Below are 25079 nucleotides of genomic sequence, written 5' to 3'. Positions count from 1 at the left end.
AACCTTAACGCGTTACCATCTCAGCCGACGGCGACGTGGTTTCATTTTGCGCACGAACGCAGTACATCAGCACCACCGATGACAGCAGAGCAATCGCCATGAAGGTGTAGGAGACGCCCGGCCCGCCGGTCACGCCGTTGAGGTAACCCACCAGCCACGCGCCGAGGAATGCCCCTAACGCACCAAAACTGTTGATCATTCCCATCGACACGCCGGAGACGTTGCGCGGCAGCAGTTCGGGGATCAGCGCAAAGAACGGTCCGTAAGGCGCATACATACAGGCGGCGGCCACGACCAGCAGCGCGTAGGAGAGCCAGAAGGACTGGTTGCCCAACAGCCACGAGGCAAAGAAAGCGATGGCGGCAATCAGCAGCAGCGGCCAGATAAACAGCTTACGGTTCTGGTATTTATCGGATAGCCAGGAAACCGTCAGCATCAGGCAGATCGCCGCCAGATACGGCACTGCCGCCAGCCAGCCCACCGCCACAATATCCATCTGCGCCGCGTTTTTCAGAATCGACGGCATCCACATCATGAAGCCATACACCCCGATGCTCCACAGCGCATGCACCGCGCACAGCATAATGACGCTGCGTGAACGCATCGCTTCACCGTAGTTGCGCATCGGTTTGATGTCCCGCTGCTCGCGGTCCATCGCCTGCTGTAACGCCTGTTTCTCCTGCTCGCTCAACCAACCCGCATCCGCCGGTTTATCGCGCACCAGAATCACCCAGCAGAAAGCCCAGATCACCGCTGGAATGCCTTCGAAAATGAACATTTCGCGCCAGCCCCAGGCTTCAATCAGGTAGCCAGAGACAATCGACATCCACAGCACTGTGACCGGGTTACCGAGAATTAAAAAGGTGTTGGCGCGCGAGCGTTCAGTTTTGGTAAACCAGTTGCTGATATAAATCAGCATCGCGGGCATCACCGCCGCTTCGACGATGCCGAGAATAAAGCGGATCGCCATCAGCATCGGGATATTGCTGACAAAGCCGGTCGCCGCGGCACAAAGCCCCCAGAGGATCAGGCTGTAAAAAATCATTTTACGGACGCTATGTTTAACGGCATACATGGCGCCAGGCACCTGGAAAAAGAAATATCCCAGGAAAAAGAGCGCGCCAATCAGCGAGGCCGTGCCCTGGGTGATCCCTAAATCGTGTTCGATACCAGCGGCAGCGGCAAAGCCGTAATTGGCGCGATCGAGGTAGGCTAAGCTGTAGGTAATAAAAATAATCGGCATTAAATACCACCAGCGACGCGCTGGCAGTTTTGCGAGCATATTCATACTCACTCCTTGGATTATCATTAAAGGATGAGGTTGCTTCCCGCGGCCTCGTTAGCGATCAAACAGCGGCCAGCATGCCGCCATCGACAAACAGAAGATGCCCATTCACAAAGTCAGAGGCGGGCGCAGCGAGATAAACCGCCGCGCCGATCAACTCTTCCGGGTTACCCCAGCGAGCAGCGGGCGTGCGCTGGAACAGCCAGGCGGAGAATGCTTCATCGTTAACCAGCGCGGTGGTCATGTCGGTAGCGAAATAGCCGGGAGCAATACCGTTGACCTGAATATTGTATTCCGCCAGTTCCACGCACATGCCACGGGTTAACATTTTGACCGCGCCTTTTGACGCCGCGTAGGGGGTAATGGTTTTACGACCTAATTCGCTTTGCATTGAGCAGATATTAATAATCTTCCCGCGGCGGCGTTGCACCATGTAGCGGGAAACCTGCTGTGATACCAGAAAGACCGATTTCTGGTTTACATCAATCACTTTGTCCCATTCAGCCTCCGGGAATTCGGTGAAGGGATAACGACGCTGGATTCCGGCGTTGTTAATTAAAATATCAATGGCCCCAACGTCCTTTTCAATTTGCGCGATGGCGCACGCCACCTCTTCCCCGCTGGTAACATCAAATCCATAGCCAACAGCGCGATAGCCTTCGGCCACCAGTTTGTCCGCCGCCGCCTGCGCCCGCTGCTGGGTAATGTCGTTAATAACAATCTCAGCACCGTGCGCCGCCAGACCGCTGGCCAGCAGGTTACCAATGCCCTGAGCGGAACCGGTAATCAGCGCGCGTTTACCGGTCAGGTCGAATAGGTTTTTCATGAAAAAACTCCTTTTTTGATAACTGTTACGCGTAACTGTATACGCGTAACAGTAGAAAAAAGAAGATCAAGGAAGAGGAAAATGATCGTTATGTGATCAACGTTACATTTACGTGCAAGATAAAAAAAGAAGGATAGGCCTGATAAGCGTAACGCGTTCAGGCCGTAGGGACAGGTTGCCGGATGGCGGCGTAAACGCCTTATCCGGCCGACAAAAACGACAAAAACTAATGCAAAATATCGCCAGGCCGGGCACTACGACGCCAGGACTGCGCCGGACTAAACGTCCTTCACCCGCCCGGTCATCCACAGCGTAACCACCGAAATCACCGCAATCACCCAATAGACGGCATAGTGACCATAGCTTTGCGCAACTGCCCCCTGAATCACCCCTGCCAGAATGACTCCCGTTGAAATACTGTTGGTAAATAATGTGGTCGCTGACCCCGCACGTCCAGGCATCAGATCCTGAAACCACAGCATGCCTATCCCGGCGATAATACCGATAAATACCGCGTTAAACAGTTGCAGCACCAGCAGCGCCATACGGCTGTGAAAGAAGATCAAACCAATATAAAACAGCACGCCTGCCGCTACGGCCGCGATCATCATTCGCCGTTTACCAAAGCGCTTCACGTAATAGCCTGCCAGAATCATCGCCGGAATTTCCAGCCCAGCCGCCGTCCCCATCAGGATCCCGGCCAGCTTGTCCGGCAAGCCCAGTTCAAGACTTATCCACAGTGGCATATCAATGATGTACATGGTGTTGCAGGTCCACATCAGCGTGGAGGCAATAAACAACATACGCACATTTTTGTCCTGCCAACCGCCGGTCTGTTCCAGCGGCGCGTCTACAGGCTGCTCCACCCGCGCGACAGACGGCAGTATCAGCGCAATCAGCACCAGGCTAATGGCAAAAATCCCTGCGGCAATGGAAAACATCGCCGTAAAGCCGTAATTCAGCGCCAGCATGAATGCCAGTGGCGGTCCTATCACCCAGGCCAACGAAAGCTGCGCACGCATCACCGAGCTAAACATCACCACTTCACGCGCGGAGTTATCAGCATATTCTCGCGCCAGCGCAAACAGCTGCGGCATGGCGGTGTTCGCTAGCGAGGCCAGCAGCACACCGCAGGTGATCAGCGTGAGATAGTGGCGATTAAAGGCAAACAGCAGCGCATTGCCAATCGCCATCAGGCAGCAAAACATGATCAGCTTGCGCCGATCGCCCTGGCTGTCGGATCGTTTCGCGAGGCCAAGGCTGACGACGATCCCGACAATTGCATTGACGGTGTAAAACAGCCCGACCCAAAATGGCTGCGCCCCGACTTCACGGCTCAGGAACAGACTCAGGGTGGGTGCCTGCAATGCCCCCGCCACGCCCATCATAAAAGCGACCAGCATAAATGCCGCGTAAACGCCGTTGAGGCGCCGTCCCATGGTCATAATCCAGAGCATATCTTTCCTTTTAAGCGCAGCTGAAACGAAAAAAGCCAGCAGATAATACCTGCTGGCGGGTGAACGAGGCTGTATCCTGCCATTATATCTGGCATCGACGCTGGGTAAAAAACGCATAATCCAGGCGGAGGGCGCTGGGTATAGAAATCTATTCCCAAGCCTGACAACGCAGAGTATGCGTTTTTTACACGCGTCCCGGAGGGCTGGGGCCATTTTTTCACATAGCTGTGTTGCTCACACCTTATTTGGTTCACCAAATTTCACTGTTCGCGCCTTGCCATGTGAAAAAATAGCCACCAGCGATGCTCAGAGATAATGGCAGGATACAGCCTGCACCAATACTCAGTCACACATGATGTCTGCAATTTCCAATTCAGGAGTCAGATGTCATCTCCCACTGCATCAGCTCTTCGAGCATCTTTAAGCGCTGCGGTGCGCTCAGGCAAGCCAACCAGGACGATTTTTCCGTCGTGGTAAAGTACTTCAACCAGAACTGACGCATAGATGACCCCTTCGTTGTCTCATCGCTTCATCGGAATCTATTATTGGCTTAATATAGGGATTATAAAATTGCTGAGTTTTCCGCAGGAGTTCCCCTTTTATGTCTTCTGGTCGTTTGCAACAACAGTTCATCCGTCTGTGGCAATGCTGTGACGGCAAAGCGCAAGACACGACGCTCAACGAGCTGGCGGATCTGCTGAGCTGCTCGCGCCGCCATATGCGTACGCTGCTTAATACCATGCAGGATCGCGGCTGGTTAACGTGGGAAGCTGAAGTTGGACGAGGTAAACGCTCGCGCCTGACATTCCTCTATACCGGGCTGGCGCTCCAGCAGCAGCGCGCGGAAGACCTACTGGAACAGGATCGCATCGATCAACTGGTGCAACTGGTCGGTGACAAAACGGCCGTACGGCAAATGCTGGTCTCCCATCTGGGTCGCAGCTTTCGCCAGGGTCGGCATATCATGCGCGTTCTCTATTACCGCCCCATGCACAACCTGCTCCCCGGCACGGCATTACGACGCTCCGAAACCCATATCGCCCGGCAAATCTTCAGCGCCTTAATTCGGGTAAATGAGGAAAATGGGGAACTGGAAGCGGACATTGCCCATCACTGGCAGCAAATTTCACCTTTACACTGGCGATTCTTCCTGCGTCCGGGGATCCATTTTCATCATGGCCGCGAGCTGGAAATGGCAGATGTTATCGCCTCACTGATGCGCATTAACAGCCTGCCGCTGTACTCACACATCACGCAGATCGTCTCTCCCACGGCCTGGACGCTGGATATCCATCTGGCCCAGCCAGACCGCTGGCTTCCCTGGCTTTTGGGGCAGGTCCCCGCCATGATCCTGCCGCGAGAATGGGAAACGCTAAACAACTTCTCCAGTCACCCGATTGGTACCGGTCCGTATGCGGTAATACGAAACACCAATAACCAACTGAAAATTCATGCATTTGATGATTACTTTGGCTACAGGGCCCTGATCGACGAAGTTAACGTTTGGGTATTACCTGACATCGGAGAAGAGCCTGGCGGCGGGTTGACGCTAAAAGGTCCCACAGAGGATGAAAAGGCGATCGAAAGCCGCCTCGAAGAAGGTTGCTACTACCTGCTGTTTGATGCGCGTAGCCACCGTGGAGCTAACCAGGAGGTCCGCGAATGGGTAAGCCGCATTCTCTCGCCAACGAATTTAATCTGCCACGCCGACGAACAGTACCAGCGACTGTGGTTTCCCGCGTATGGTTTACTCCCCCGCTGGCATCACGCAAAACCCGGCCATGGTGAAAAACCCGCCGGGCTGGAAACGCTGACTATCACTTACTATCGCGATCACATCGAACACCGGATTATCGCGCAGATAATGAAGACATTGCTGGCTGCGCATCAGGTGCAGTTGAATATTCAGGAGATCGACTACGATCAATGGCATGCAGGTGAAATCGTCAGCGATATCTGGCTCAACAGCGCCAACTTTACCCTACCGCTCGACTTCTCACTGTTCGCCCATTTGTGCGAAGTCCCGTTGCTGCAAAACTGTATCTCGCGGGACTGGGAAAACGATGCGGCTCGCTGGCGAACGGGCGAAATGAGCCTGGCTGCATGGTGCCAACAGCTGCTCGCCACAAAGGCCATTGTGCCATTAATCCACCACTGGCTGATCATTCAGGGACAGCGCAGTATGCGCGGGCTGCGCATGAATACCCTCGGCTGGTTTGATTTTAAATCGGCGTGGTTTGCTCCGCCGGATCCTTAATTGCTGCTAAGCAACAAAATCATTACACTAACGCCGTTCTCAACGGGGTGCTAAATAAAAACATACACAAAATCATTCGATCTGCGTATGGGCTGAGAGATACCCGTCGAACCTGATCCGGATAATGCCGGCGAAGGGATTTGAGGCTTATCTCAAGTCCTTTGCCACCCAACTCTTGAGGTGCAAAGTGTTTAAAAAATGTCTTCCGCTTTTACTGCTGTGCGCAGCGCCTGTCTTCGCCAAACCTGTACTGACCGTCTATACCTACGACTCGTTCGCAGCTGACTGGGGCCCGGGCCCAACAATCAAAAAAGCCTTTGAAGCTGACTGCAATTGCGAGCTGAAACTGGTCGCGCTGGAAGATGGCGTCTCGCTGCTTAACCGCCTGCGCATGGAAGGAAAAAACAGCAAAGCCGACGTCGTGCTGGGTCTGGATAACAACCTTCTGGAAGCCGCCACACAAACCAAACTGTTTGCCAAAAGTGGTGTAGCAAACGACACCGTTAACGTACCCGGCGGCTGGAAAAACGATACCTTCGTGCCGTTTGACTACGGTTATTTCGCCTTCGTTTATGATAAGAACAAGCTGAAGAATCCGCCCAAAAGCCTGAAAGAACTGGTAGAGAGCGACCAAAAATGGCGCGTCATTTATCAGGATCCACGCACCAGCACGCCAGGTCTGGGTCTGCTGCTATGGATGCAGAAAGTCTATGGTGATAAAGCGCCAGAGGCGTGGCAGAAACTGGCAGCCAAAACCGTCACCGTCACCAAGGGCTGGAGCGAAGCCTACGGCCTGTTCCTGAAAGGTGAAAGCGATCTGGTGCTCAGCTACACCACCTCTCCGGCCTATCACATCATCGCCGAGAAAAAAGACAACTACGCCGCCGCTAATTTTAGTGAAGGCCACTATTTGCAGGTGGAAGTCGCCGCCCGCACAGCGGCCAGCAAGCAGCCGGAACTGGCCGAGAAATTCCTGAAGTTCATGGTGTCTCCGGCATTCCAGAATGCGATTCCGACCGGCAACTGGATGTATCCTGTGACGCAAGTCGCCCTGCCGTCAGGATTCGAGCACCTGAATAAACCGACCACCGCGTTGGAATTTACGCCGCAGCAGGTTGCAACTCAACGTCAGGCATGGATTAGCGAATGGCAACGCGCCGTCAGCCGTTAATCCCCGGCTGGCTGGTTCCAGGGCTTACCGCCGCCACGCTGATGGTGGCCGTTGCCCTGGCCGCGTTTCTGGCACTGTGGTTTAACGCCCCGCAGGGAGAGTGGTTCTCGCTGTGGCAAGATGACTACCTGTGGCACGTGGTGCGCTTTTCTTTCTGGCAGGCTTTTCTATCCGCTGTGCTGTCGGTTGTCCCGGCGATTTTCCTTGCCAGAGCGCTCTATCGTCGCCGTTTTCCAGGACGTCTGGCGCTGCTGCGCCTGTGCGCCATGACGTTAATCCTGCCGGTGCTGGTCGCGGTCTTCGGTATTCTTAGCGTCTATGGTCGTCAGGGCTGGCTGGCCTCACTCTGGCATGTCTTCGGGCTGGAATGGACCTTTTCGCCTTACGGTTTGCAGGGCATTCTGCTGGCGCACGTCTTTTTCAATCTGCCAATGGCCAGCCGTCTGCTGTTGCAGTCGCTGGAGAATATTCCCGGCGAACAGCGACAGTTAGCCGCTCAACTCGGGATGCGCGGCTGGCATTTCTTCCGTTTTGTTGAATGGCCGTGGCTGCGTCGTCAGATCCTGCCCGTCGCAGCACTCATCTTTATGCTGTGCTTCGCCAGCTTCGCCACCGTTCTGTCGCTGGGCGGCGGGCCACAGGCCACGACCATCGAGCTGGCTATCTATCAGGCGCTGAATTTTGATTACGATCCTGCCCGCGCAGCCATGCTGGCGTTGATCCAGATGGTTTGTTGTTTGGCGCTGGTGCTTCTCAGTCAACGTCTGAGCCGCGCGATTGCTCCCGGTGCTACCCTGGTACAAGGCTGGCGCGATCCTGACGATCGCCTGCACAGCCGACTGACTGACGCAATCCTGATTATTCTGGCCCTGTTGCTGTTGCTGCCGCCGCTGCTGGCGGTGATTGTCGATGGCTTAAACCGCCATGTTCTGGATGTACTGATGCAGCCAGTGCTGTGGCAGGCGCTGGGAACCTCGCTGCGCATCGCATTAGCAGCAGGAGCGTTATGCGTCATACTCACCATGATGCTGTTATGGAGCAGTCGTGAACTTCGTGCACGACAGCAGGTGCTGGCAGGTCAGATGCTGGAACTGAGCGGCATGATGATCCTCGCCATGCCGGGTATCGTGCTGGCAACCGGCTTCTTTCTGCTGCTCAATAACACTATTGGGCTTCCCGAATCTGCCGACGGCATTGTCATTTTTACCAATGCGCTGATGGCGATCCCTTATGCATTGAAGGTGCTGGAAAACCCAATGCGTGACGTCACTGCGCGCTATAGTATGTTGTGCCAATCGTTGGGCATTGAGGGATGGTCGCGCCTGAAAGTGGTTGAACTGCGCGCCCTGAAGCGCCCGCTGGCACAGGCGATGGCGTTTGCCTGCGTGCTGTCGATTGGCGATTTTGGCGTAGTGGCGTTATTTGGTAATGAGGATTTCCGCACCCTGCCGTTTTATTTATATCAGCAGATTGGCTCTTATCGCAGTCAGGATGGCTCAGTTACGGCGTTATTACTGCTGATCCTGTGCTTTACGCTGTTTACCGTTATTGAGAAATTGCCGGGTCGAAATGTTAAAACTGATTGATATCACATGGCTTTATCACCATCTGCCCATGCGCTTTACGCTGTCGGTCGCGCGCGGTGAGCAGATAGCGATACTCGGGCCCAGCGGCGCCGGGAAAAGTACGCTGCTGAATCTGATTGCCGGCTTTCTCACGCCTGCCAGCGGTAACATGGTGATTGACGGTGAAGATCACACCACGACACCACCCTCGCGCCGTCCTGTTTCTACGCTGTTTCAGGAAAACAACCTGTTCAGCCATCTGAGCGTACAGCAAAATATCGGCCTGGGCCTGAATCCTGGATTGAAGCTTAACGCATCGCAGCGGGAGAAAATACTCCACATCGCCCAGCAAATGGGGATCGACTCTCTGCTGGAACGCCTCCCCGGTGAGCTTTCCGGCGGACAGCGGCAGCGCGTGGCGCTGGCGCGTTGTCTGGTGCGGGAACAACCTATTTTACTGCTTGATGAACCGTTCTCTGCACTTGATCCCGCGCTGCGCCAGGAGATGCTAACGCTGGTGGCCGAAGTCTGTCGCGAGAAGCAGCTGACGTTACTGATGGTTTCCCACAGCGTAGAAGATGCGGCGCGAATTGCGCCCCGCTCGATTGTGGTCGCCGACGGGCGCATCGCCTGGCAGGGCGATACGGACGATCTGTTAAGCGGCAACGCTAGCGCCTCGGCGCTATTGGGCATTAAAGCATAATGCGTTGCCGGATAAGGCGAAGCCGCCATCCGGCAAAAGATTCGTCAGTAACCCACGACTTTACGCAGAATATCGATATACACCGGCATCAGTGGATGGCGCAGTAACGCCACCAACGCAACCACACCGATCCCGAGCGTCAACGGCGCCAGATACAGCAAACGGCTGCGGGGGAAATACGCCGTTAAGCGATCGACAGCCGCTTTGCCACTGCGCCATAGCCGCCAGCAAAACCAGCCGCCAACCCAGAGCAACACCGCCGTCGCCAGCAGCAACCATTTGAAATCCCCGCTCTGCATATCAGAAGGAATATCAATTGCCGCTCCCGCCAGGATCCCCGGCAGGAAGTAGAACGGTGGCCACAGCACGCAGCCGATAATATTCGGGACGATAAATTTAGCGACAGGCAGATCCAGCATGCCTGCTACCATCGGCACCAGCGGACGCGTCGGTCCGACAAAACGCCCCACCAAAATAGTAAACATGCTGTGCTGATGCAGGGCGTGCTCGGTTTTATCCAGCAACGCCTTGTTCTTTTTCATGAACGACCAACGGTGCAATGGCTTTTTAAAGCGCCAGCCCAGCCAAAAAGAGATCCAGTCCCCCAATAAGCAACCTATAATGCCCGCAAGCCAGGCATGCCAGAAGTTCAGTTCGCCGCTGCCAATCAGCGCACCCAGCCCCGCCATCATCACGGTCCCGGGTAGAATCAGGCCAACCAGCGCCAGCGACTCCAAAAAAGCCACCAGAAGTACGGCGATCAGAGAGTACAGGGCGGACTGGAGAATAAAGTGTTCCAGCAATGCTTGCATAATGTGTCCGTCAGATTTACGAAGCAGGGATTTTGATAACCCCTCTCAACTTCGTCAAGCCATCAATTGTCTGAATAGATTGCGAGTTATGACAACTTTCAAGATACATCATTCACTTTTTATTCACATCCAGCGCGAAACTCGCTCGGACTGGCGCCGGTACATTTTTTGAAAACACGAGAGAAATAGAGCTGGTCGTCAAAGCCAACATTGCGACCTACGGTGGCAATGGGCATACGTGTGGTACTCAGTAATAGCTTCGCCTGGCTGATGCGCTGGTCCTCGCGCCAGCTTAATACGCTGATACCTAACTGCTGACGGAACAGATGCGACAAACGGGAAGGCGACAGGCAGACGTGCTGCGCGACGCTGGCGATATCAAAATTGCTGTCCGCCAGGTGATCGCTGATGTACTGGCAGGCATCGCGGACGCGGTTGTCCATGGGCGGGTGTAGCGATTCATTGATGGCTTCCATACGTCGGAGCAACAACTGTTCCAGTAAATTAATCGCCAGTAGTTCGGAATAACGACCTTCTCCCTGCCCGGCGTTAATTATCTGCCCAAACAGCTCGTTAAAATGCGGCTGATGCGCTTCATCCGGGCGGAAAAAACCGGTCTGGGCAAAAATGGCTGGCCAGGTCAGCCACTCCTGCCAGTAGGCGCGCGGGCGAAAGTAAACCCACTGGTGATACCACTCGCTGGCGTCAGGGTGGCGTCCGTAGTGGTGAATTTCTCCTGGTGGAAACAACAGAATATCGCCAGGCCGACAGACAAACTGCTTGCCCTGATTATTGATAACCCCTTCGCCACGGATGGTGAGATTGAGGATATAACCCTTCATACCCAGCGGCCTGTCGATAAAAAAATCCAGGTATCCGTTCGCCTCAATGGGGGTTAATCCGGCCACCAAATGCGCGTTAAACGAATAACCTGGCAACAGGGGATCGTTTTGCGTTTCAGCCATAATTTCAATACTCCCTATGTCCTGCCAAGAAACAATTTGTCCATATTACGCCAGACATCATCGCTGTCGCCCCTGCGGGCCGCTGTATTTGCGGTAATGGACCACCAATCCCGCTTGTGAAAAGCTCTTTGTAAAAAACATGTACTACGCCAACGTCAAAATCGGCTAACAAAAGTGTCTATAACTACGGCAGAAATGTCCACATTGATTATTTGCACAGCGTCACACTTTGTGATGCCACAGCATTTTAATCCATAAGATTAGCGGATCCTGCCTGACGGTTTTTATCGCTACTCACTACTGTTTATCCATACCCGTATTTTTGGATGGAGTAAGACGATGGCGATTGCAATTGGCCTCGATTTTGGTAGTGATTCAGTACGCGCTTTGGCGGTGGAATGTGCCACCGGCGAAGAGATCGCCACCAGCGTTGAGTGGTATCCACGTTGGCAGGAAGGGCAGTATTGCGATGGCCCAAACAACCAGTTTCGCCATCATCCGCGCGACTACATTGAATCCATGGAAGCGGCGCTGAAAACCGTATTGGCCGAACTGAGCGCTGAACAGCGCGCGGAAGTGGTCGGGATAGGCGTTGACAGTACCGGCTCAACCCCGGCGCCCATCGATGCAGACGGTAACGTACTGGCACTGCGTCCGGAGTTCGCGGAAAACCCGAATGCAATGTTTGTCCTGTGGAAAGATCACACCTCAGTAGAAGAAGCCGAAGAAATCACCCGCCTGTGCCACACACCGGGCAAGATCGATTACTCCCGCTATATCGGCGGCATTTATTCCAGCGAATGGTTCTGGGCCAAAATCCTGCATGTAACTCGTCAGGACCATGCGGTAGCCGAAGCTGCGGTCTCGTGGATTGAGCTATGCGATTGGGTTCCGGCCCTGCTCTCCAACACCGTACGCCCACAGGATATTCGTCGCGGTCGCTGCAGCGCCGGACATAAATCCCTGTGGCATGAAAGCTGGGGTGGTCTGCCGCCAGCCAGTTTCTTTGACGAACTCGACCCCATCCTCAACCGCCATCTGCAATACCCAATGTTTACCGATACCTTCACCGCGGATCTGCCGGTTGGCACCCTGTGCGCTGAGTGGGCACAGCGCCTGGGGCTACCGGAAAGCGTGGTGATTGCAGGCGGTGCTTTTGACTGCCATATGGGCGCGGTTGGCGCAGGCGCACAGCCTAACACGCTGGTGAAAGTCATCGGCACGTCGACCTGCGACATTCTGATTGCCGACAAGCACAGCGTCGGCGAACGCGCGGTGAAAGGCATATGCGGCCAGGTTGATGGCAGCGTAGTACCTGATTTTATTGGCCTCGAAGCTGGCCAGTCTGCATTCGGTGATATCTATGCCTGGTTTAGCCGCGTGCTGAGCTGGCCTCTGGAACAGCTTGCCGCACAGCATCCGGAACTGCAGTCCCAGATTAAAGCCAGTCAAAAACAGCTGCTGCCTGCACTCACTGAAGCATGGGCGAAAAATCCATCGCTGGAGCATCTCCCGGTGGTGCTCGACTGGTTCAACGGTCGCCGTACGCCCAATGCCAACCAGCGTTTGAAAGGGGTAATTACCGATCTGAACCTGGCAACTGACGCGCCAGCGCTGTTCGGTGGGCTGATTGCCGCCACGGCCTTTGGCGCACGCGCCATAATGGAATGCTTCACCGAACAAGGCATTGCGGTTAACAACGTAATGGCGCTTGGCGGTATCGCGCGCAAGAACCCGGTCATCATGCAGGCCTGCTGTGACGTGCTGAACCGCCCGCTACAGATTGTCGCTTCAGACCAGTGCTGCGCACTCGGTGCGGCTATCTTCGCTGCCGTTGCCGCGAAAGTACACGTCGATATCCCAGCCGCTCAGCAGCAAATGGCAAGCGCCGTGGAAAACACGCTGCAACCTCGCCCAGAGCAGGCTCAACGTTTTGAACAACTCTACCGCCGCTATCAGCAGTGGGCGGTAAGCGCTGAACAACAATACCTTCCGACTGCCGCTCCGGCGCAACAAGCCCCGGTAGACCTGGCAACCCTGACACATTAAGGACACGACAATGACGATTTTTGATAACTATGAAGTGTGGTTTGTGATTGGTAGCCAGCATCTGTATGGCCCTGAAACCCTGCGTCAGGTAACCCAACATGCGGAGCACGTCGTTAACGCACTGAATACTGAAGCCAAACTGCCCTGTAAGCTGGTATTAAAACCGCTGGGCACTTCCCCTGACGAGATTACCGCTATCTGTCGTGACGCTAACTACGACGATCGCTGTGCAGGGATGGTGGTCTGGCTGCATACCTTCTCCCCGGCCAAAATGTGGATCAACGGCCTGACTATCCTTAATAAACCGCTACTTCAGTTCCACACCCAGTTCAACGCCGCCCTGCCGTGGGACAGCATTGATATGGACTTTATGAACCTGAACCAAACCGCGCACGGCGGTCGTGAGTTCGGCTTTATCGGCGCACGTATGCGTCAGCAGCACGCCGTGGTCACCGGTCACTGGCAGGACAAACAGGCACACGAACGCATCGGCTCCTGGATGCGCCAGGCCGTGTCTAAACAGGACACTCGCCATCTGAAAGTCTGCCGTTTTGGCGACAACATGCGCGAAGTTGCGGTCACAGATGGCGATAAAGTCGCTGCGCAGATCAAGTTCGGTTTCTCGGTAAACACCTGGGCCGTGGGCGATCTGGTGCAGGTCGTGAACGCAATTAGCGACGGCGAAATCAACGCGCTAATCGATGAGTATGAAAGCACTTACACCATGACGGCGGCGACGCAAGTCCACGGTGAAAAACGTCAGAACGTCCTGGAAGCTGCCCGTATTGAACTGGGGATGAAGCGCTTCCTGGAACAGGGTGGATTCCACGCCTTCACCACCACATTTGAAGATTTACACGGCCTGAAACAGCTTCCGGGTCTGGCCGTACAGCGTCTGATGCAGCAAGGCTATGGCTTTGCGGGTGAAGGCGACTGGAAAACCGCCGCTCTGCTTCGCATCATGAAGGTGATGTCAACCGGTCTGCAGGGCGGCACCTCATTTATGGAGGATTACACCTACCACTTCGAGAAAGGCAACGATCTGGTACTCGGTTCGCACATGCTGGAAGTTTGCCCGTCCATCGCGGTGGAAGAGAAACCGATCCTCGACGTACAGCACCTCGGCATTGGTGGTAAAGACGATCCCGCCCGTCTGATCTTCAACACCAAAGCCGGCCCGGCCGTGGTTGCCAGCCTGATCGATCTCGGCGATCGTTTTCGCCTGCTGGTTAACTGCATCGACACGGTACAAACACCGCACTCCCTGCCGAAACTGCCTGTAGCTAACGCGCTGTGGAAAGCTCAACCCGATCTGCCGACCGCATCTGAAGCCTGGATCCTGGCCGGCGGCGCGCACCACACCGTGTTCAGCCACGCGCTGGATCTGAACGATATGCGCCAGTTCGCTGAAATGCACGATATCGAGATCGCGGTGATCGATAACGATACCCGCCTGCCGGCCTTTAAGGACGCGCTGCGCTGGAACGAAGTGTATTACGGGTTCAAACGTTAATTGTCGAAACGGATTGCCCGGTGGCATTTCATTTACCGGGCCTACAAATCACCGTAGGCCGGATAAGCGAAGCGCCATCCGGCATTCAGGAGTTAACATGCTAGAAGATCTTAAACGTCAGGTACTGGAAGCCAATCTGGCGTTGCCTAAGCACAATCTGGTCACCCTGACCTGGGGGAACGTCAGCGCCGTCGATCGCGAGCGCGGCGTGTTTGTGATTAAACCTTCCGGGGTCGATTACAGCGTAATGACCGCAGACGATATGGTGGTAGTCAGTATCGCCACGGGTGAAGTAGTCGAAGGCCAGAAGAAGCCCTCTTCCGATACCCCAACGCACCGACTGCTGTATCAGGCATTCCCGACCATTGGCGGCATTGTTCACACCCATTCGCGTCATGCAACCATCTGGGCGCAGGCGGGTCAGTCGATTCCGGCCACGGGTACCACCCATGCGGACTATTTCTACGGTTCGATTCCCTGCACACGGAAAATGACCGACGAAGAAATCAACGGCGAATATGAATGGGAAACCGGCAATGTGATCGTTGAAACCTTTGAGAAACAAGGTATTGACGCCGCGCAGATGCCTGGCGTGCTAGTGCACTCTCACGGTCCGTTTGCCTGGGGAAAAAATGCCGAAGATGCAGTGCATAACGCCATCGTGCTGGAAGAAGTCGCCTACATGGGGATCTTCTGTCGCCAGCTCGCGCCGCAATTGCCAGATATGCAACAAACCCTGTTAGATAAGCATTACCTGCGTAAACACGGTGCTAAAGCCTACTACGGGCAATAGTCCCTGCTGACACATAACAACTGTATAAAATCACAGCCAATCTATCAGAACCAGGCTATAATAATGCCTGGTTTTTTAATGGATACACAGCGTGGCGCAGGCAGGCTTTATTCTAACCCGACACTGGCGGGACACTCCGCAGGGAACTGAGGTCTCATTCTGGCTGGCTACAGACGATGGGCCGCTGCAGGTCACGCTTGCGCCACAGGAGTCAGTCGCGTTTATTCCCACCAGTCAGGTTCCTCGCGTCAGGTCATTATTACGCACTGAAAACGGCTATCGCCTGACGCCTCTTCAGTTGCAAGACTTCCACCGCCAGCCCGTTTCCGGCCTGTATTGCCGCTCACATCGCCAGCTTATGCGGCTGGAAAAACTGCTGCGCGAAAACGCAGTCACCGTCTACGAATCCGACGTACGGCCGCCGGAGCGGTATCTGATGGAGCGCTTTATCACCTCCCCTGTTTGGGTCGAAGGCGACAGACATGACGACATGCTGGTTAATGCCCGCCTGAAGCCGAACCCTGACTATCGACCACCGCTAAAATGGGTATCGCTGGATATCGAAACCACGCGCCACGGCGAACTCTACTGCATCGGTCTTGAGGGCTGTGGGCAGCGTATTGTCTATATGCTCGGCCCGGCAAACGGTGACGCCTCTGCGCTGGATTTTGAACTTGAGTACGTTGCAAGCCGCCCGCAGTTGTTGGAAAAGCTCAATGACTGGATTGCCCGTCACGATCCTGATGTGATAATCGGCTGGAACGTCGTGCAATTCGATTTACGCGTCCTGCAAAAGCACGCCGAACGTTACTGCATTCCCCTGCGTTTTGGTCGTGACAATAGCGAGCTGGAGTGGCGCGAGCATGGCTTCAAAAACGGCGTGTTCTTCGCGCAGGCTAAAGGTCGCCTGATTATCGACGGCATTGAGGCGCTCAAATCCGCATTCTGGAATTTCTCGTCATTTTCGCTGGAGACGGTGTCGCAGGAGCTACTGGGCGAAGGGAAGTCAATTGATAATCCCTGGGACAGGATGGACGAAATCGATCGCCGGTTTGCCCAGGATAAGCCCGCGCTCGCCACCTACAATCTCAAAGACTGTGAGTTGGTCACGCGTATTTTTCATAAAACCGAGATCATGCCATTTCTGCTTGAGCGATCGACGGTCAACGGTCTGCCGGTCGACCGGCACGGTGGTTCAGTTGCCGCCTTCGGACATCTCTACCTGCCACGAATGCACCGGGCGGGTTATGTGGCACCGAACCTGGGTGAAGTCCCCGCGCACGCCAGCCCCGGTGGCTACGTGATGGACTCGCGCCCCGGCTTATACGACTCGGTACTGGTGCTGGATTACAAAAGCCTGTACCCCTCAATAATTCGTACTTTTTTAATCGATCCGGTGGGGCTTATCGAAGGAATGGCGCAGCCGGATCCGGAGCACAGCACCGAAGGGTTCCTTGACGCCTGGTTCTCACGTGAAAAGCACTGCCTGCCGGAAATCGTGACCCGGATCTGGCATGGTCGCGATGAAGCAAAACGCCGCGGCAATAAGCCGCTCTCGCAGGCGCTGAAAATCATCATGAACGCATTTTACGGCGTGCTGGGAACCACCGCCTGTCGCTTTTTCGACCCGAGACTGGCCTCGTCCATTACCATGCGCGGCCATGCGATCATGCGCCAGACCAAAGCGCTGATTGAAGCTCAGGGTTACGACGTTATCTATGGCGATACCGACTCGACCTTTGTCTGGCTGAAAAAGGCGCACTCAGAAGACGATGCCGCCCGGATTGGCCGTGAGCTGGTGAGCTATGTCAACGACTGGTGGGCGCAGTCGCTGAAACAACAAAAATTGACCAGCGCGCTGGAGCTGGAATTTGAAACCCATTTTTGTCGCTTTCTGATGCCGACCATTCGCGGTGCAGATACCGGCAGTAAAAAACGCTATGCAGGGATGATTCAGGACGGCGCTGAACAACGTATGGTGTTTAAGGGACTGGAAACGGTACGAACCGACTGGACGCCGCTGGCCCAACAGTTTCAGCAGGAGCTATACCTGCGAATTTTTCGTAACGAACCTTATCAGGAGTTTGTTCGCGAGACTATTGACCGTCTGATGGCCGGTGAAATGGATGAACAACTGGTGTACCGCAAGCGCCTGCGCCGCCCGTTAAGCGAATACCAGCGAAATGTTCCACCACACGTGCGTGCCGCGCGACTCGCCGATGAGCAGAATGTAAAGCTGGGGCGTCCACCGCAGTATCAAAATCGCGGAACCATAAAATATGTCTGGACGGTCAATGGCCCAGAACCTGTTGATTATCAGCTATCTGCGCTCGATTACGAGCATTATCTGACACGCCAGATCCAACCCGTTGCCGAGGGAATTCTTCCCTTTATTGACGATAATTTTGCTACACTACTCACAGGGCAACTGGGGTTATTTTGACGCGTGACGAAACCGTCGCCATCCAGTACCATAGCGCCCTTTCCATTCCTGGACCCCAATACACTTGCTGCCACTTTACTCTGGCAGAGGGTGAGTATTGCCTGCAACTAAAGATATAGAGCCGAACATATATGCCTTTTACACTTGGTCAACGCTGGATCAGCGATACAGAAAGCGAATTGGGACTTGGTACCGTTGTCGCCATGGATGCGCGAACCGTCACATTACTTTTCTCATCGACGGGCGAAAACCGTCTGTATGCGCGCAGTGATTCCCCCGTGACCCGCGTGATGTTCAATCCTGGCGATACGATAACAAGCCATGAAGGCTGGCAACTGCATGTCGATGAAGTAAAAGAAGAAAACGGCCTGCTTGCCTATATCGGAACCCGCCTGGATACCGAAGAAACCGGTGTCATGCTGCGTGAAGTACTACTCGACAGCAAACTGGTATTCAGCAAACCACAAGATCGCCTGTTTGCCGGCCAGATTGACCGCATGGATCGCTTTGCTCTGCGCTATCGCGCGCGTAAATTTCAGAGCGAACAATACCGTATGCCGTGGAGTGGTTTGCGTGGTCAACGTACCAGCCTGATTCCTCACCAGCTGAACATTGCCCATGATGTTGGCCGTCGTCATGCCCCTCGCGTTTTACTGGCAGACGAAGTGGGTTTAGGTAAAACCATTGAAGCCGGGATGATCCTGCATCAACAACTGCTGTCCGGCGCCGCAGAGCGCGTGCTGATCATCGTCCCGGAGACATTACAGCACCAGTGGCTGGTCGAAATGCTGCGTCGCTTCAACCTGCGTTTTGCACTGTTTGATGATGAGCGTTATGCAGAAGCGCAGCACGACGCCTACAACCCGTTTGAAACCGAACAACTGGTCATCTGCTCGCTGGACTTTGCCCGCCGCAGTAAACAGCGCCTGGAGCACCTGTGTGACGCCGAATGGGATCTGCTGATCGTCGATGAAGCCCACCACCTGGTGTGGAGCGAAGACGCGCCCAGCCGCGAATATATGGCCATTGAACAACTGGCAGAACGTGTGCCGGGTATCCTGCTGCTAACCGCTACACCTGAGCAGCTGGGCATGGAAAGTCACTTTGCGCGCCTGCGCCTGCTGGACCCTAGCCGTTTCCACGATTTCGCCCAGTTTGTTGAAGAACAGAAAAATTACCGTCCGGTCGCCGACGCCGTCGCTATGTTACTGGCAGGCAACAAGCTGAGTAACAATGAGCTGAACATGTTAGGCGACATGATTGGCGAGCAGGACATTGAGCCGCTATTGCAGGCGGCAAACAGCGACAGCGAAGATGCCCAGAGCGCGCGTCAGGAGCTGGTTTCGATGCTGATGGACCGCCATGGCACCAGCCGCGTGCTGTTCCGTAACACCCGTAATGGTGTGAAAGGCTTCCCAAAACGCGAGCTGCACACCATCAAGCTGCCGCTGCCGACCCAATACCAGACGGCGATTAAAGTCTCCGGCATTATGGGTGCGCGTAAAAGCGCGGAAGACCGGGCGCGCGATATGCTCTACCCGGAACAGATTTATCAGGAATTCGAAGGCGACACCGGCACCTGGTGGAACTTTGATCCGCGCGTGGAATGGCTGATGGGCTACCTGACCAGCCACCGCTCGCAAAAAGTACTGGTTATCTGTGCGAAAGCCACCACCGCGCTTCAGTTGGAGCAGGTTCTGCGCGAGCGCGAAGGTATCCGCGCAGCCGTGTTCCATGAAGGGATGTCGATCATTGAGCGTGACCGCGCCGCAGCCTGGTTTAGCGAAGAAGATAGCGGCGCCCAGGTAATGCTGTGTTCTGAAATCGGCTCCGAAGGGCGTAACTTCCAGTTCGCCAGCAATCTGGTGATGTTTGACCTGCCGTTCAACCCGGACCTGCTGGAACAGCGTATTGGCCGTCTGGACCGTATTGGTCAGGCACATGATATTCAGATCCACGTTCCGTACCTGGAAAAAACCGCGCAATCCGTGCTGGTGCGCTGGTACCACGAAGGTCTGGATGCGTTCGAACACACCTGCCCGACCGGCCGTACCATCTACGACACGGTCTATAACAATCTGATCGGCTACCTGGCTGAACCAGAAAATACCGATGGCTTTGACGATCTGATCAAAACCTGTCGCGAACAACATGACGCGCTGAAAGCACAGCTGGAACAAGGTCGCGATCGTCTGCTGGAGATCCACTCTAACGGCGGTGAAAAAGCGCTGGCGCTGGCTGAGAGTATTGAAGAACAGGACGATGATACCAGCCTGATCGCCTTCGCCATGAATCTGTTTGATATCGTTGGTATTAATCAGGATGACCGTGGTGACAATTTGATCGTGCTGACGCCGTCCGATCATATGCTGGTGCCAGATTTCCCGGGATTGCCGGAAGATGGCTGCACCATTACGTTCGAGCGCGATGTCGCCCTGTCGCGTGAAGACGCACAGTTTATTACCTGGGAGCATCCGTTAATCCGTAATGGTCTGGATCTGATCCTCTCTGGCGACACCGGCAGCAGCACCATTTCATTGTTGAAAAACAAAGCATTGCCGGTCGGAACGCTGTTGGTTGAGCTGGTGTATGTGGTTGAAGCGCAAGCGCCGAAACAGCTGCAGCTGAACCGCTTCCTGCCGCCAACGCCGGTACGTATGCTGCTGGATAAAAACGGCAATAACCTCGCTGCACAGGTTGAGTTCGAAACCTTTAACCGTCAGCTCAGCGCCGTTAACCGCCACACCGGCAGTAAACTGGTCAACGCCGTGCAGCAGGACGTACATGCTATTCTGCAACTCGGTGAAGCACAGGTGGAAAAATCAGCCCGCGCGCTGATCGACGCGGCGCGTAAAGAAGCGGACGAAAAACTGACTGCGGAACTCTCCCGTCTGGAAGCGCTGCGTGCCGTTAACCCGAACATCCGTGATGACGAACTCAGCGCAATTGAAAGCAACCGTCAGCAGGTGATGGAAAGCCTGGATCAGGCGGGCTGGCGTCTGGATGCCCTGCGCCTGATCGTCGTGACGCATCAGTAACGGAGCCATACATGGGGATGGAAAACTACAATCCGCCGCAGGAACCCTGGTTGGTCATCCTGTATCAGGATGAGCACATTATGGTGGTCAACAAGCCGAGCGGTTTGTTGTCTGTGCCGGGTCGTCTGGATGAGCACAAAGACAGCGTGATGACGCGTATTCAGCGCGATTATCCGCAGGCTGAATCCGTCCATCGTCTGGATATGGCCACCAGCGGCGTGATTGTAGTCGCGCTAACCAAAGCGGCAGAGCGCGAGCTAAAACGCCAGTTTCGCGAGCGCGAACCGAAAAAACAGTATGTTGCACGCGTCTGGGGGCATCCCGCTCCGGCCGAGGGTCTGGTTGATTTACCGCTGATTTGCGACTGGCCGAACAGGCCAAAACAAAAAGTGTGTTATGAGACCGGGAAATCAGCGCAGACAGAGTATGAGGTGGTGGAGTTCGCGGCGGATAACACCGCCCGGGTCGTGCTTAAACCGATTACCGGACGCTCCCACCAGTTGCGTGTGCATATGCTGGCGTTAGGGCATCCAATCCTCGGCGATCGCTTCTATGCTCCGCCTGAAGCGCTGGCGTTGGCACCCCGCCTGCTGCTGCACGCCGAGATGCTAACCATCACGCATCCCGAATACGGCAACAGTATGACGTTTAAAGTCCCGGCGGATTTTTAAATTCTGAGCCAATTTATGCCGGGGGCGCTTCGCTTGCCCGGCCTACATTCATTACCGTAGGCCGGATAAAGCGCTAGCCGCATCCGGCATAATTATTATTTAAAGCCTTTTTGTTCTTTGATTAACTCGTAAGCCTTCTGGATTTCCTGCGCTTTTTGCTTCGCCATTTCCATCATCTCTGGCGGCAGACCTTTCGCGACCAGTTTGTCCGGATGGTGCTCGCTCATCAGCTTACGGTAAGCGCGCTTTATGGTAGTCGCATCATCGGTCGTTTTCACACCCAGCACATTACAGGCGTCTTCCAGCGTCGGGCCGCGTTGCGCCTGCTGCCAGCTACCGCCGCCAGACTGCTGCTGATATCTGCCGCCAAACTGTGCACCGCCCTGCATCATGCGCAGGAACTGATCAAATTGGGTACGTGAGATCCCCAACTCTTCAGCAATCACATACAGCACTTCACGTTCGTTAGGATGTAACGACCCATCGGCAAATGCCGCCTGGATTTGAATTTCCAGAAACATGCGGATCAGATCGAATCGACCGAAACAGACGCTGCGAAACTGACGCATCTTTTCACGTAATGGATAATTATCCGATTTTCCTACCCGGAAGGCGTGTTGTGCAGCCGTTCGCGAATCACCGTGCAAATTCATCCGATCCATCAACTGGCTGGCGATATGAATATCGGCTTCCGTGACGCGACCTTTGGATTTGGTCAGATGTCCCATCACCTCAAAAGTGGTGGCAAAAAACAGCGCCTGGCGTTCACGTTGGTTGGCAAACCACGCCATTTTGCGCATGCGGGCTTTGTCGAACATGTGGCCAACTAACAGCCCCAGAACGACACCCCAGAAGCCGCCACCCATCATTAAGGCCACGGCTACACCAATTATCTTTCCCCAATACTGCATAGACTCCCCAAATCTTTATGCTCTCAGCCAGGCTATGTCCCACAATATAAGGTGCTTTTACCGATTTACGGCTGCGGTCAATTGTGGGACATCGCCTATAATTTGCATTATCATACCTGTCATTCAATGCCGTGCCTAACACCACGGATGCCTAAATGGGCAGGATTAACACTAGCGCAGTGAAGATGAGATAAGTTAGGCTGTGACCGTTTGTCACGCGCGACGCTACTGATGATGGAACAATAAATACAACGTATGAAAAAACGTATTCCCACTCTTCTGGCTACCATGATTGCCAGTGCCCTCTATAGCCATCAGGGCCTGGCAGCCGATCTCGCCTCACAGTGTATGCTGGGCGTGCCGAGCTATGACCGTCCTCTGGTACAGGGCGAGACTAATGAATTACCCGTCACCATCAATGCCGACAACGCTAAAGGGAATTATCCCGATGACGCGGTGTTTACCGGCAACGTGGACATCGCACAGGGTAACAGCCGCCTGCAGGCCGACGAAGTACAGCTTCATCAGAAGCAGGCTGAAGGCCAGCCGGAGCCAATACGTACCGTCGATGCGCTGGGCAATGTCCATTATGATGACAATCAGGTTATTCTGAAGGGGCCGAAGGGTTGGTCGAATCTGAATACCAAAGATACCAACATCTGGGAAGGTGATTACCAGATGGTGGGCCGTCAGGGACGCGGGAAAGCCGATCTGATGAAACAGCGTGGGGAAAACCGTTATACCATTCTGGAAAACGGTAGCTTTACCTCCTGTCTGCCAGGTTCCGATACCTGGAGCGTCGTCGGTAGCGAGGTGATCCACGACCGTGAAGAACAGGTCGCAGAGATCTGGAACGCCCGTTTTAAACTGGGTCCGGTTCCGGTCTTTTACAGTCCTTATTTACAGTTACCCGTCGGCGATAAGCGCCGTTCCGGTTTCCTGATCCCGAACGCAAAATATTCCACTAATAACTATTTTGAGTTCTACCTGCCGTATTACTGGAACATTGCGCCCAACATGGACGCCACCATCACGCCACATTATATGCACCGTCGTGGCGGGATCATGTGGGAAAACGAATTCCGCTACCTGACGCAAGCAGGTGCGGGCCTGATGGAGTTCGACTATCTGAACTCCGATAAAGTGTATGAGGACGAACATCCGAAGGATGACAATTCACGTCGCTGGCTGTTTTACTGGCAACACTCTGGGGTGATGGACCAGGTGTGGCGTTTCAACGTTGACTATACCAAGGTCAGCGACACCAGCTACTTTAATGATTTCGATAACAAATACGGTTCCAGTACCGACGGCTACGCCACGCAAAAATTCAGCGTCGGCTACGCGGTACAGAACTTTGATGCCACAGTTTCGACCAAGCAGTTCCAGGTCTTCGACGCGCAAAACAGTAACAGCTACTCTGCGCAGCCGCAGTTAGACGTCAACTACTACCAGAATGACGTTGGTCCGTTTGATACCCGTATTTATGGTCAGGCGGTGCACTTCGTTAACACCAACGACAACATGCCGGAAGCGACGCGTGTTCACCTTGAACCGACCATCAATCTGCCATTGTCGAACAACTGGGGAAGTATCAATACCGAAGCAAAACTGCTGGCAACGCACTATCAGCAGACTAATCTGGATTGGTACAACAGCAACCCGCAGAACACCAAGCTCGATGATTCAGCTAACCGCGTCATGCCGCAGTTTAAAGTTGACGGCAAGATGGTGTTTGAGCGTGACATGCAAATGCTGGCGCCGGGTTATACCCAGACGCTGGAGCCGCGCGCGCAGTACCTGTACGTACCGTATCGCGACCAAAGTCATATCTATAACTATGACTCGTCCCTGCTGCAATCCGACTATAGCGGCCTGTTCCGTGACCGTACCTATGGCGGTCTGGACCGCATTGCCTCCGCCAACCAGGTCACGACTGGGGTCACATCTCGCGTTTATGATGACGCAGCCGTTGAACGTTTTAATATATCCGTGGGTCAAATCTACTATTTCACCGAGTCTCGCACCGGCGATGACAACATTAAATGGGAGAATGACGACAAAACGGGCTCACTGGTATGGGCGGGTGACACCTACTGGCGCATCTCCGATCGCTGGGGTTTACGCAGTGGGATCCAGTACGACACGCGTCTGGACAGTGTTGCAACCAGTAGCAGCAGTATCGAATACCGCCGCGACGAAAACCGTATGCTGCAGTTGAACTACCGTTATGCCAGCTCGGAGTATATCCAGGCTACTCTGCCGTCTTACTACTCTACGGCAGAGCAGTATAAAAACGGGATCTCACAGGTGGGCGCAGTGGCAAGCTTCCCAATCGCCGACCGTTGGTCGATTGTTGGCGCTTACTACTTCGATACCAACGTGAACAAAGAAGCAGATTCAATGCTGGGGCTGCAGTACAACTCCTGCTGTTACGCCATTCGCTTCGGTTACGAACGTAAGCTGAACGGCTGGGATAACACCCAGAAACACGCGATTTATGACAACACGATCGGCTTTAATATCGAACTGCGCGGCCTGAGCTCCAACTACGGTCTCGGCACCAACCAAATGTTGCGTTCAAACATTTTGCCGTATCAAAGCTCTTTATGATCTGATT

At 54.4% G+C, this 25079-nt stretch carries 18 protein-coding genes and 1 riboswitch; of the genes, 11 read left to right on the top strand and 7 right to left on the bottom strand.

The window, feature by feature from the left end; translation table 11 throughout:
• Positions 1-4: 4 nt before the first annotated feature.
• From WC1_RS20290 to sgrT, 4 genes are all read right to left on the bottom strand, one after another.
• Entirely contained in the window at positions 5-1288 is a 1284-nt protein-coding gene (locus WC1_RS20290; RefSeq protein ID WP_016149548.1) for an MFS transporter, read from the bottom strand.
• A gap of 58 nt (positions 1289-1346) precedes the next feature.
• Positions 1347-2111 carry a gluconate 5-dehydrogenase gene (gene idnO, locus WC1_RS20295; protein ID WP_016149547.1) on the bottom strand — a complete coding sequence of 255 codons (765 nt, stop codon included), beginning with the start codon at positions 2109-2111 and terminating at the stop codon, positions 1347-1349.
• A 278-nt stretch (positions 2112-2389) separates the two neighbouring features.
• Positions 2390-3568 (bottom strand): sugar efflux transporter, encoded by a 1179-nt coding sequence (locus WC1_RS20300; protein WP_016149546.1) that lies wholly within the window; start codon positions 3566-3568, stop codon positions 2390-2392.
• 373 nt (positions 3569-3941) lie between these two features.
• Positions 3942-4070 carry a glucose uptake inhibitor SgrT gene (gene sgrT / locus WC1_RS20305; RefSeq protein WP_003018817.1) on the bottom strand — a complete coding sequence of 43 codons (129 nt, stop codon included), beginning with the start codon at positions 4068-4070 and terminating at the stop codon, positions 3942-3944.
• 99 nt (positions 4071-4169) lie between these two features.
• Here sgrT and sgrR point away from each other — a divergent pair, with 99 nt between their 5' ends.
• From sgrR to thiQ, 4 genes are all read left to right on the top strand, one after another.
• A complete protein-coding gene (gene sgrR / locus WC1_RS20310; RefSeq protein ID WP_016149545.1) occupies positions 4170-5825 on the top strand; it encodes an HTH-type transcriptional regulator SgrR in 1656 nt (551 codons plus the stop codon).
• A gap of 33 nt (positions 5826-5858) precedes the next feature.
• Positions 5859-5982, top strand: a riboswitch (TPP riboswitch).
• Positions 5983-6012: 30 nt separating this feature from the next.
• The gene (gene thiB, locus WC1_RS20315; protein WP_016149544.1) at positions 6013-6996 is read left to right on the top strand and encodes a thiamine ABC transporter substrate binding subunit; all 984 of its coding nucleotides are present in this window, start codon (positions 6013-6015) and stop codon (positions 6994-6996) included.
• Positions 6972-8582, top strand: a complete 1611-nt coding sequence (gene thiP / locus WC1_RS20320; protein WP_016149543.1) for a thiamine/thiamine pyrophosphate ABC transporter permease ThiP — start codon at positions 6972-6974, stop codon at positions 8580-8582. The genes thiB and thiP overlap by 25 nt, the downstream gene beginning before the upstream one ends.
• The gene (gene thiQ, locus WC1_RS20325) at positions 8566-9264 is read left to right on the top strand and encodes a thiamine ABC transporter ATP-binding protein ThiQ (RefSeq protein ID WP_016149542.1); all 699 of its coding nucleotides are present in this window, start codon (positions 8566-8568) and stop codon (positions 9262-9264) included. The genes thiP and thiQ overlap by 17 nt, the downstream gene beginning before the upstream one ends.
• Positions 9265-9308: 44 nt before the next feature.
• Here thiQ and WC1_RS20330 read toward each other — a convergent pair whose 3' ends face one another.
• Both WC1_RS20330 and araC read right to left on the bottom strand, forming a co-directional pair.
• On the bottom strand, positions 9309-10076 hold the full coding sequence (locus tag WC1_RS20330) for a DedA family protein (protein WP_003837398.1): 768 nt from the start codon (positions 10074-10076) through the stop codon (positions 9309-9311).
• A 119-nt stretch (positions 10077-10195) separates the two neighbouring features.
• Entirely contained in the window at positions 10196-11041 is an 846-nt protein-coding gene (araC, locus tag WC1_RS20335; protein WP_003018834.1) for an arabinose operon transcriptional regulator AraC, read from the bottom strand.
• Between the two features lie 339 nt (positions 11042-11380).
• Here araC and araB point away from each other — a divergent pair, with 339 nt between their 5' ends.
• From araB to rluA, 6 genes are all read left to right on the top strand, one after another.
• Complete coding sequence (gene araB, locus WC1_RS20340) at positions 11381-13090, top strand: ribulokinase (RefSeq protein ID WP_016149541.1); 1710 nt, start codon at positions 11381-11383, stop codon at positions 13088-13090.
• Positions 13091-13100: 10 nt separating this feature from the next.
• Complete coding sequence (araA, locus tag WC1_RS20345; RefSeq protein ID WP_016149540.1) at positions 13101-14603, top strand: L-arabinose isomerase; 1503 nt, start codon at positions 13101-13103, stop codon at positions 14601-14603.
• A gap of 97 nt (positions 14604-14700) precedes the next feature.
• On the top strand, positions 14701-15396 hold the full coding sequence (araD, locus tag WC1_RS20350; protein ID WP_003018841.1) for an L-ribulose-5-phosphate 4-epimerase: 696 nt from the start codon (positions 14701-14703) through the stop codon (positions 15394-15396).
• Between the two features lie 91 nt (positions 15397-15487).
• Positions 15488-17839: a DNA polymerase II gene (gene polB, locus WC1_RS20355; protein ID WP_016149539.1), complete on the top strand. Its 2352-nt coding sequence runs from the start codon at positions 15488-15490 to the stop codon at positions 17837-17839.
• 131 nt (positions 17840-17970) lie between these two features.
• Positions 17971-20877, top strand: coding sequence for an RNA polymerase-associated protein RapA (gene rapA, locus WC1_RS20360; RefSeq protein ID WP_016149538.1), 2907 nt, complete (start codon positions 17971-17973; stop codon positions 20875-20877).
• An 11-nt stretch (positions 20878-20888) separates the two neighbouring features.
• A complete protein-coding gene (rluA, locus tag WC1_RS20365; protein WP_003018849.1) occupies positions 20889-21548 on the top strand; it encodes a bifunctional tRNA pseudouridine(32) synthase/23S rRNA pseudouridine(746) synthase RluA in 660 nt (219 codons plus the stop codon).
• A 95-nt stretch (positions 21549-21643) separates the two neighbouring features.
• Here rluA and djlA read toward each other — a convergent pair whose 3' ends face one another.
• On the bottom strand, positions 21644-22459 hold the full coding sequence (gene djlA, locus WC1_RS20370) for a co-chaperone DjlA (RefSeq protein WP_016149537.1): 816 nt from the start codon (positions 22457-22459) through the stop codon (positions 21644-21646).
• Positions 22460-22714: 255 nt separating this feature from the next.
• On the opposite strand from djlA, the gene lptD reads away from it, so the two are divergent.
• Positions 22715-25072, top strand: a complete 2358-nt coding sequence (lptD, locus tag WC1_RS20375; protein ID WP_016149536.1) for an LPS assembly protein LptD — start codon at positions 22715-22717, stop codon at positions 25070-25072.
• Positions 25073-25079: the final 7 nt, after the last annotated feature.

It is taken from the genome of Citrobacter sp. KTE30 (genome assembly GCF_000398825.1).
GTDB classification, from domain to species: Bacteria; Pseudomonadota; Gammaproteobacteria; order Enterobacterales; family Enterobacteriaceae; genus Citrobacter; species Citrobacter freundii.
Note: the sequence above shows the minus strand (reverse complement) of the source record. Positions and strands in the feature narration are given on the sequence as shown.

Excerpts from the sequence above, each read along its gene's own strand:
- WC1_RS20290 (WP_016149548.1), bottom strand. The coding sequence starts at position 1,288 with ATGAATATGCTCGCAAAACTGCCAGCGCGTCGCTGGTGGTATTTAATG.
- idnO (WP_016149547.1), bottom strand. The coding sequence starts at position 2,111 with ATGAAAAACCTATTCGACCTGACCGGTAAACGCGCGCTGATTACCGGT.
- WC1_RS20300 (WP_016149546.1), bottom strand. The coding sequence starts at position 3,568 with ATGCTCTGGATTATGACCATGGGACGGCGCCTCAACGGCGTTTACGCG.
- sgrT (WP_003018817.1), bottom strand. The coding sequence starts at position 4,070 with ATGCGTCAGTTCTGGTTGAAGTACTTTACCACGACGGAAAAATCGTCC.
- sgrR (WP_016149545.1), top strand. The coding sequence starts at position 4,170 with ATGTCTTCTGGTCGTTTGCAACAACAGTTCATCCGTCTGTGGCAATGC.
- thiP (WP_016149543.1), top strand. The coding sequence starts at position 6,972 with ATGGCAACGCGCCGTCAGCCGTTAATCCCCGGCTGGCTGGTTCCAGGG.
- thiQ (WP_016149542.1), top strand. The coding sequence starts at position 8,566 with ATGTTAAAACTGATTGATATCACATGGCTTTATCACCATCTGCCCATG.
- WC1_RS20330 (WP_003837398.1), bottom strand. The coding sequence starts at position 10,076 with ATGCAAGCATTGCTGGAACACTTTATTCTCCAGTCCGCCCTGTACTCT.
- araC (WP_003018834.1), bottom strand. The coding sequence starts at position 11,041 with ATGGCTGAAACGCAAAACGATCCCCTGTTGCCAGGTTATTCGTTTAAC.
- araB (WP_016149541.1), top strand. The coding sequence starts at position 11,381 with ATGGCGATTGCAATTGGCCTCGATTTTGGTAGTGATTCAGTACGCGCT.
- araA (WP_016149540.1), top strand. The coding sequence starts at position 13,101 with ATGACGATTTTTGATAACTATGAAGTGTGGTTTGTGATTGGTAGCCAG.
- araD (WP_003018841.1), top strand. The coding sequence starts at position 14,701 with ATGCTAGAAGATCTTAAACGTCAGGTACTGGAAGCCAATCTGGCGTTG.
- rapA (WP_016149538.1), top strand. The coding sequence starts at position 17,971 with ATGCCTTTTACACTTGGTCAACGCTGGATCAGCGATACAGAAAGCGAA.
- rluA (WP_003018849.1), top strand. The coding sequence starts at position 20,889 with ATGGGGATGGAAAACTACAATCCGCCGCAGGAACCCTGGTTGGTCATC.
- djlA (WP_016149537.1), bottom strand. The coding sequence starts at position 22,459 with ATGCAGTATTGGGGAAAGATAATTGGTGTAGCCGTGGCCTTAATGATG.
- lptD (WP_016149536.1), top strand. The coding sequence starts at position 22,715 with ATGAAAAAACGTATTCCCACTCTTCTGGCTACCATGATTGCCAGTGCC.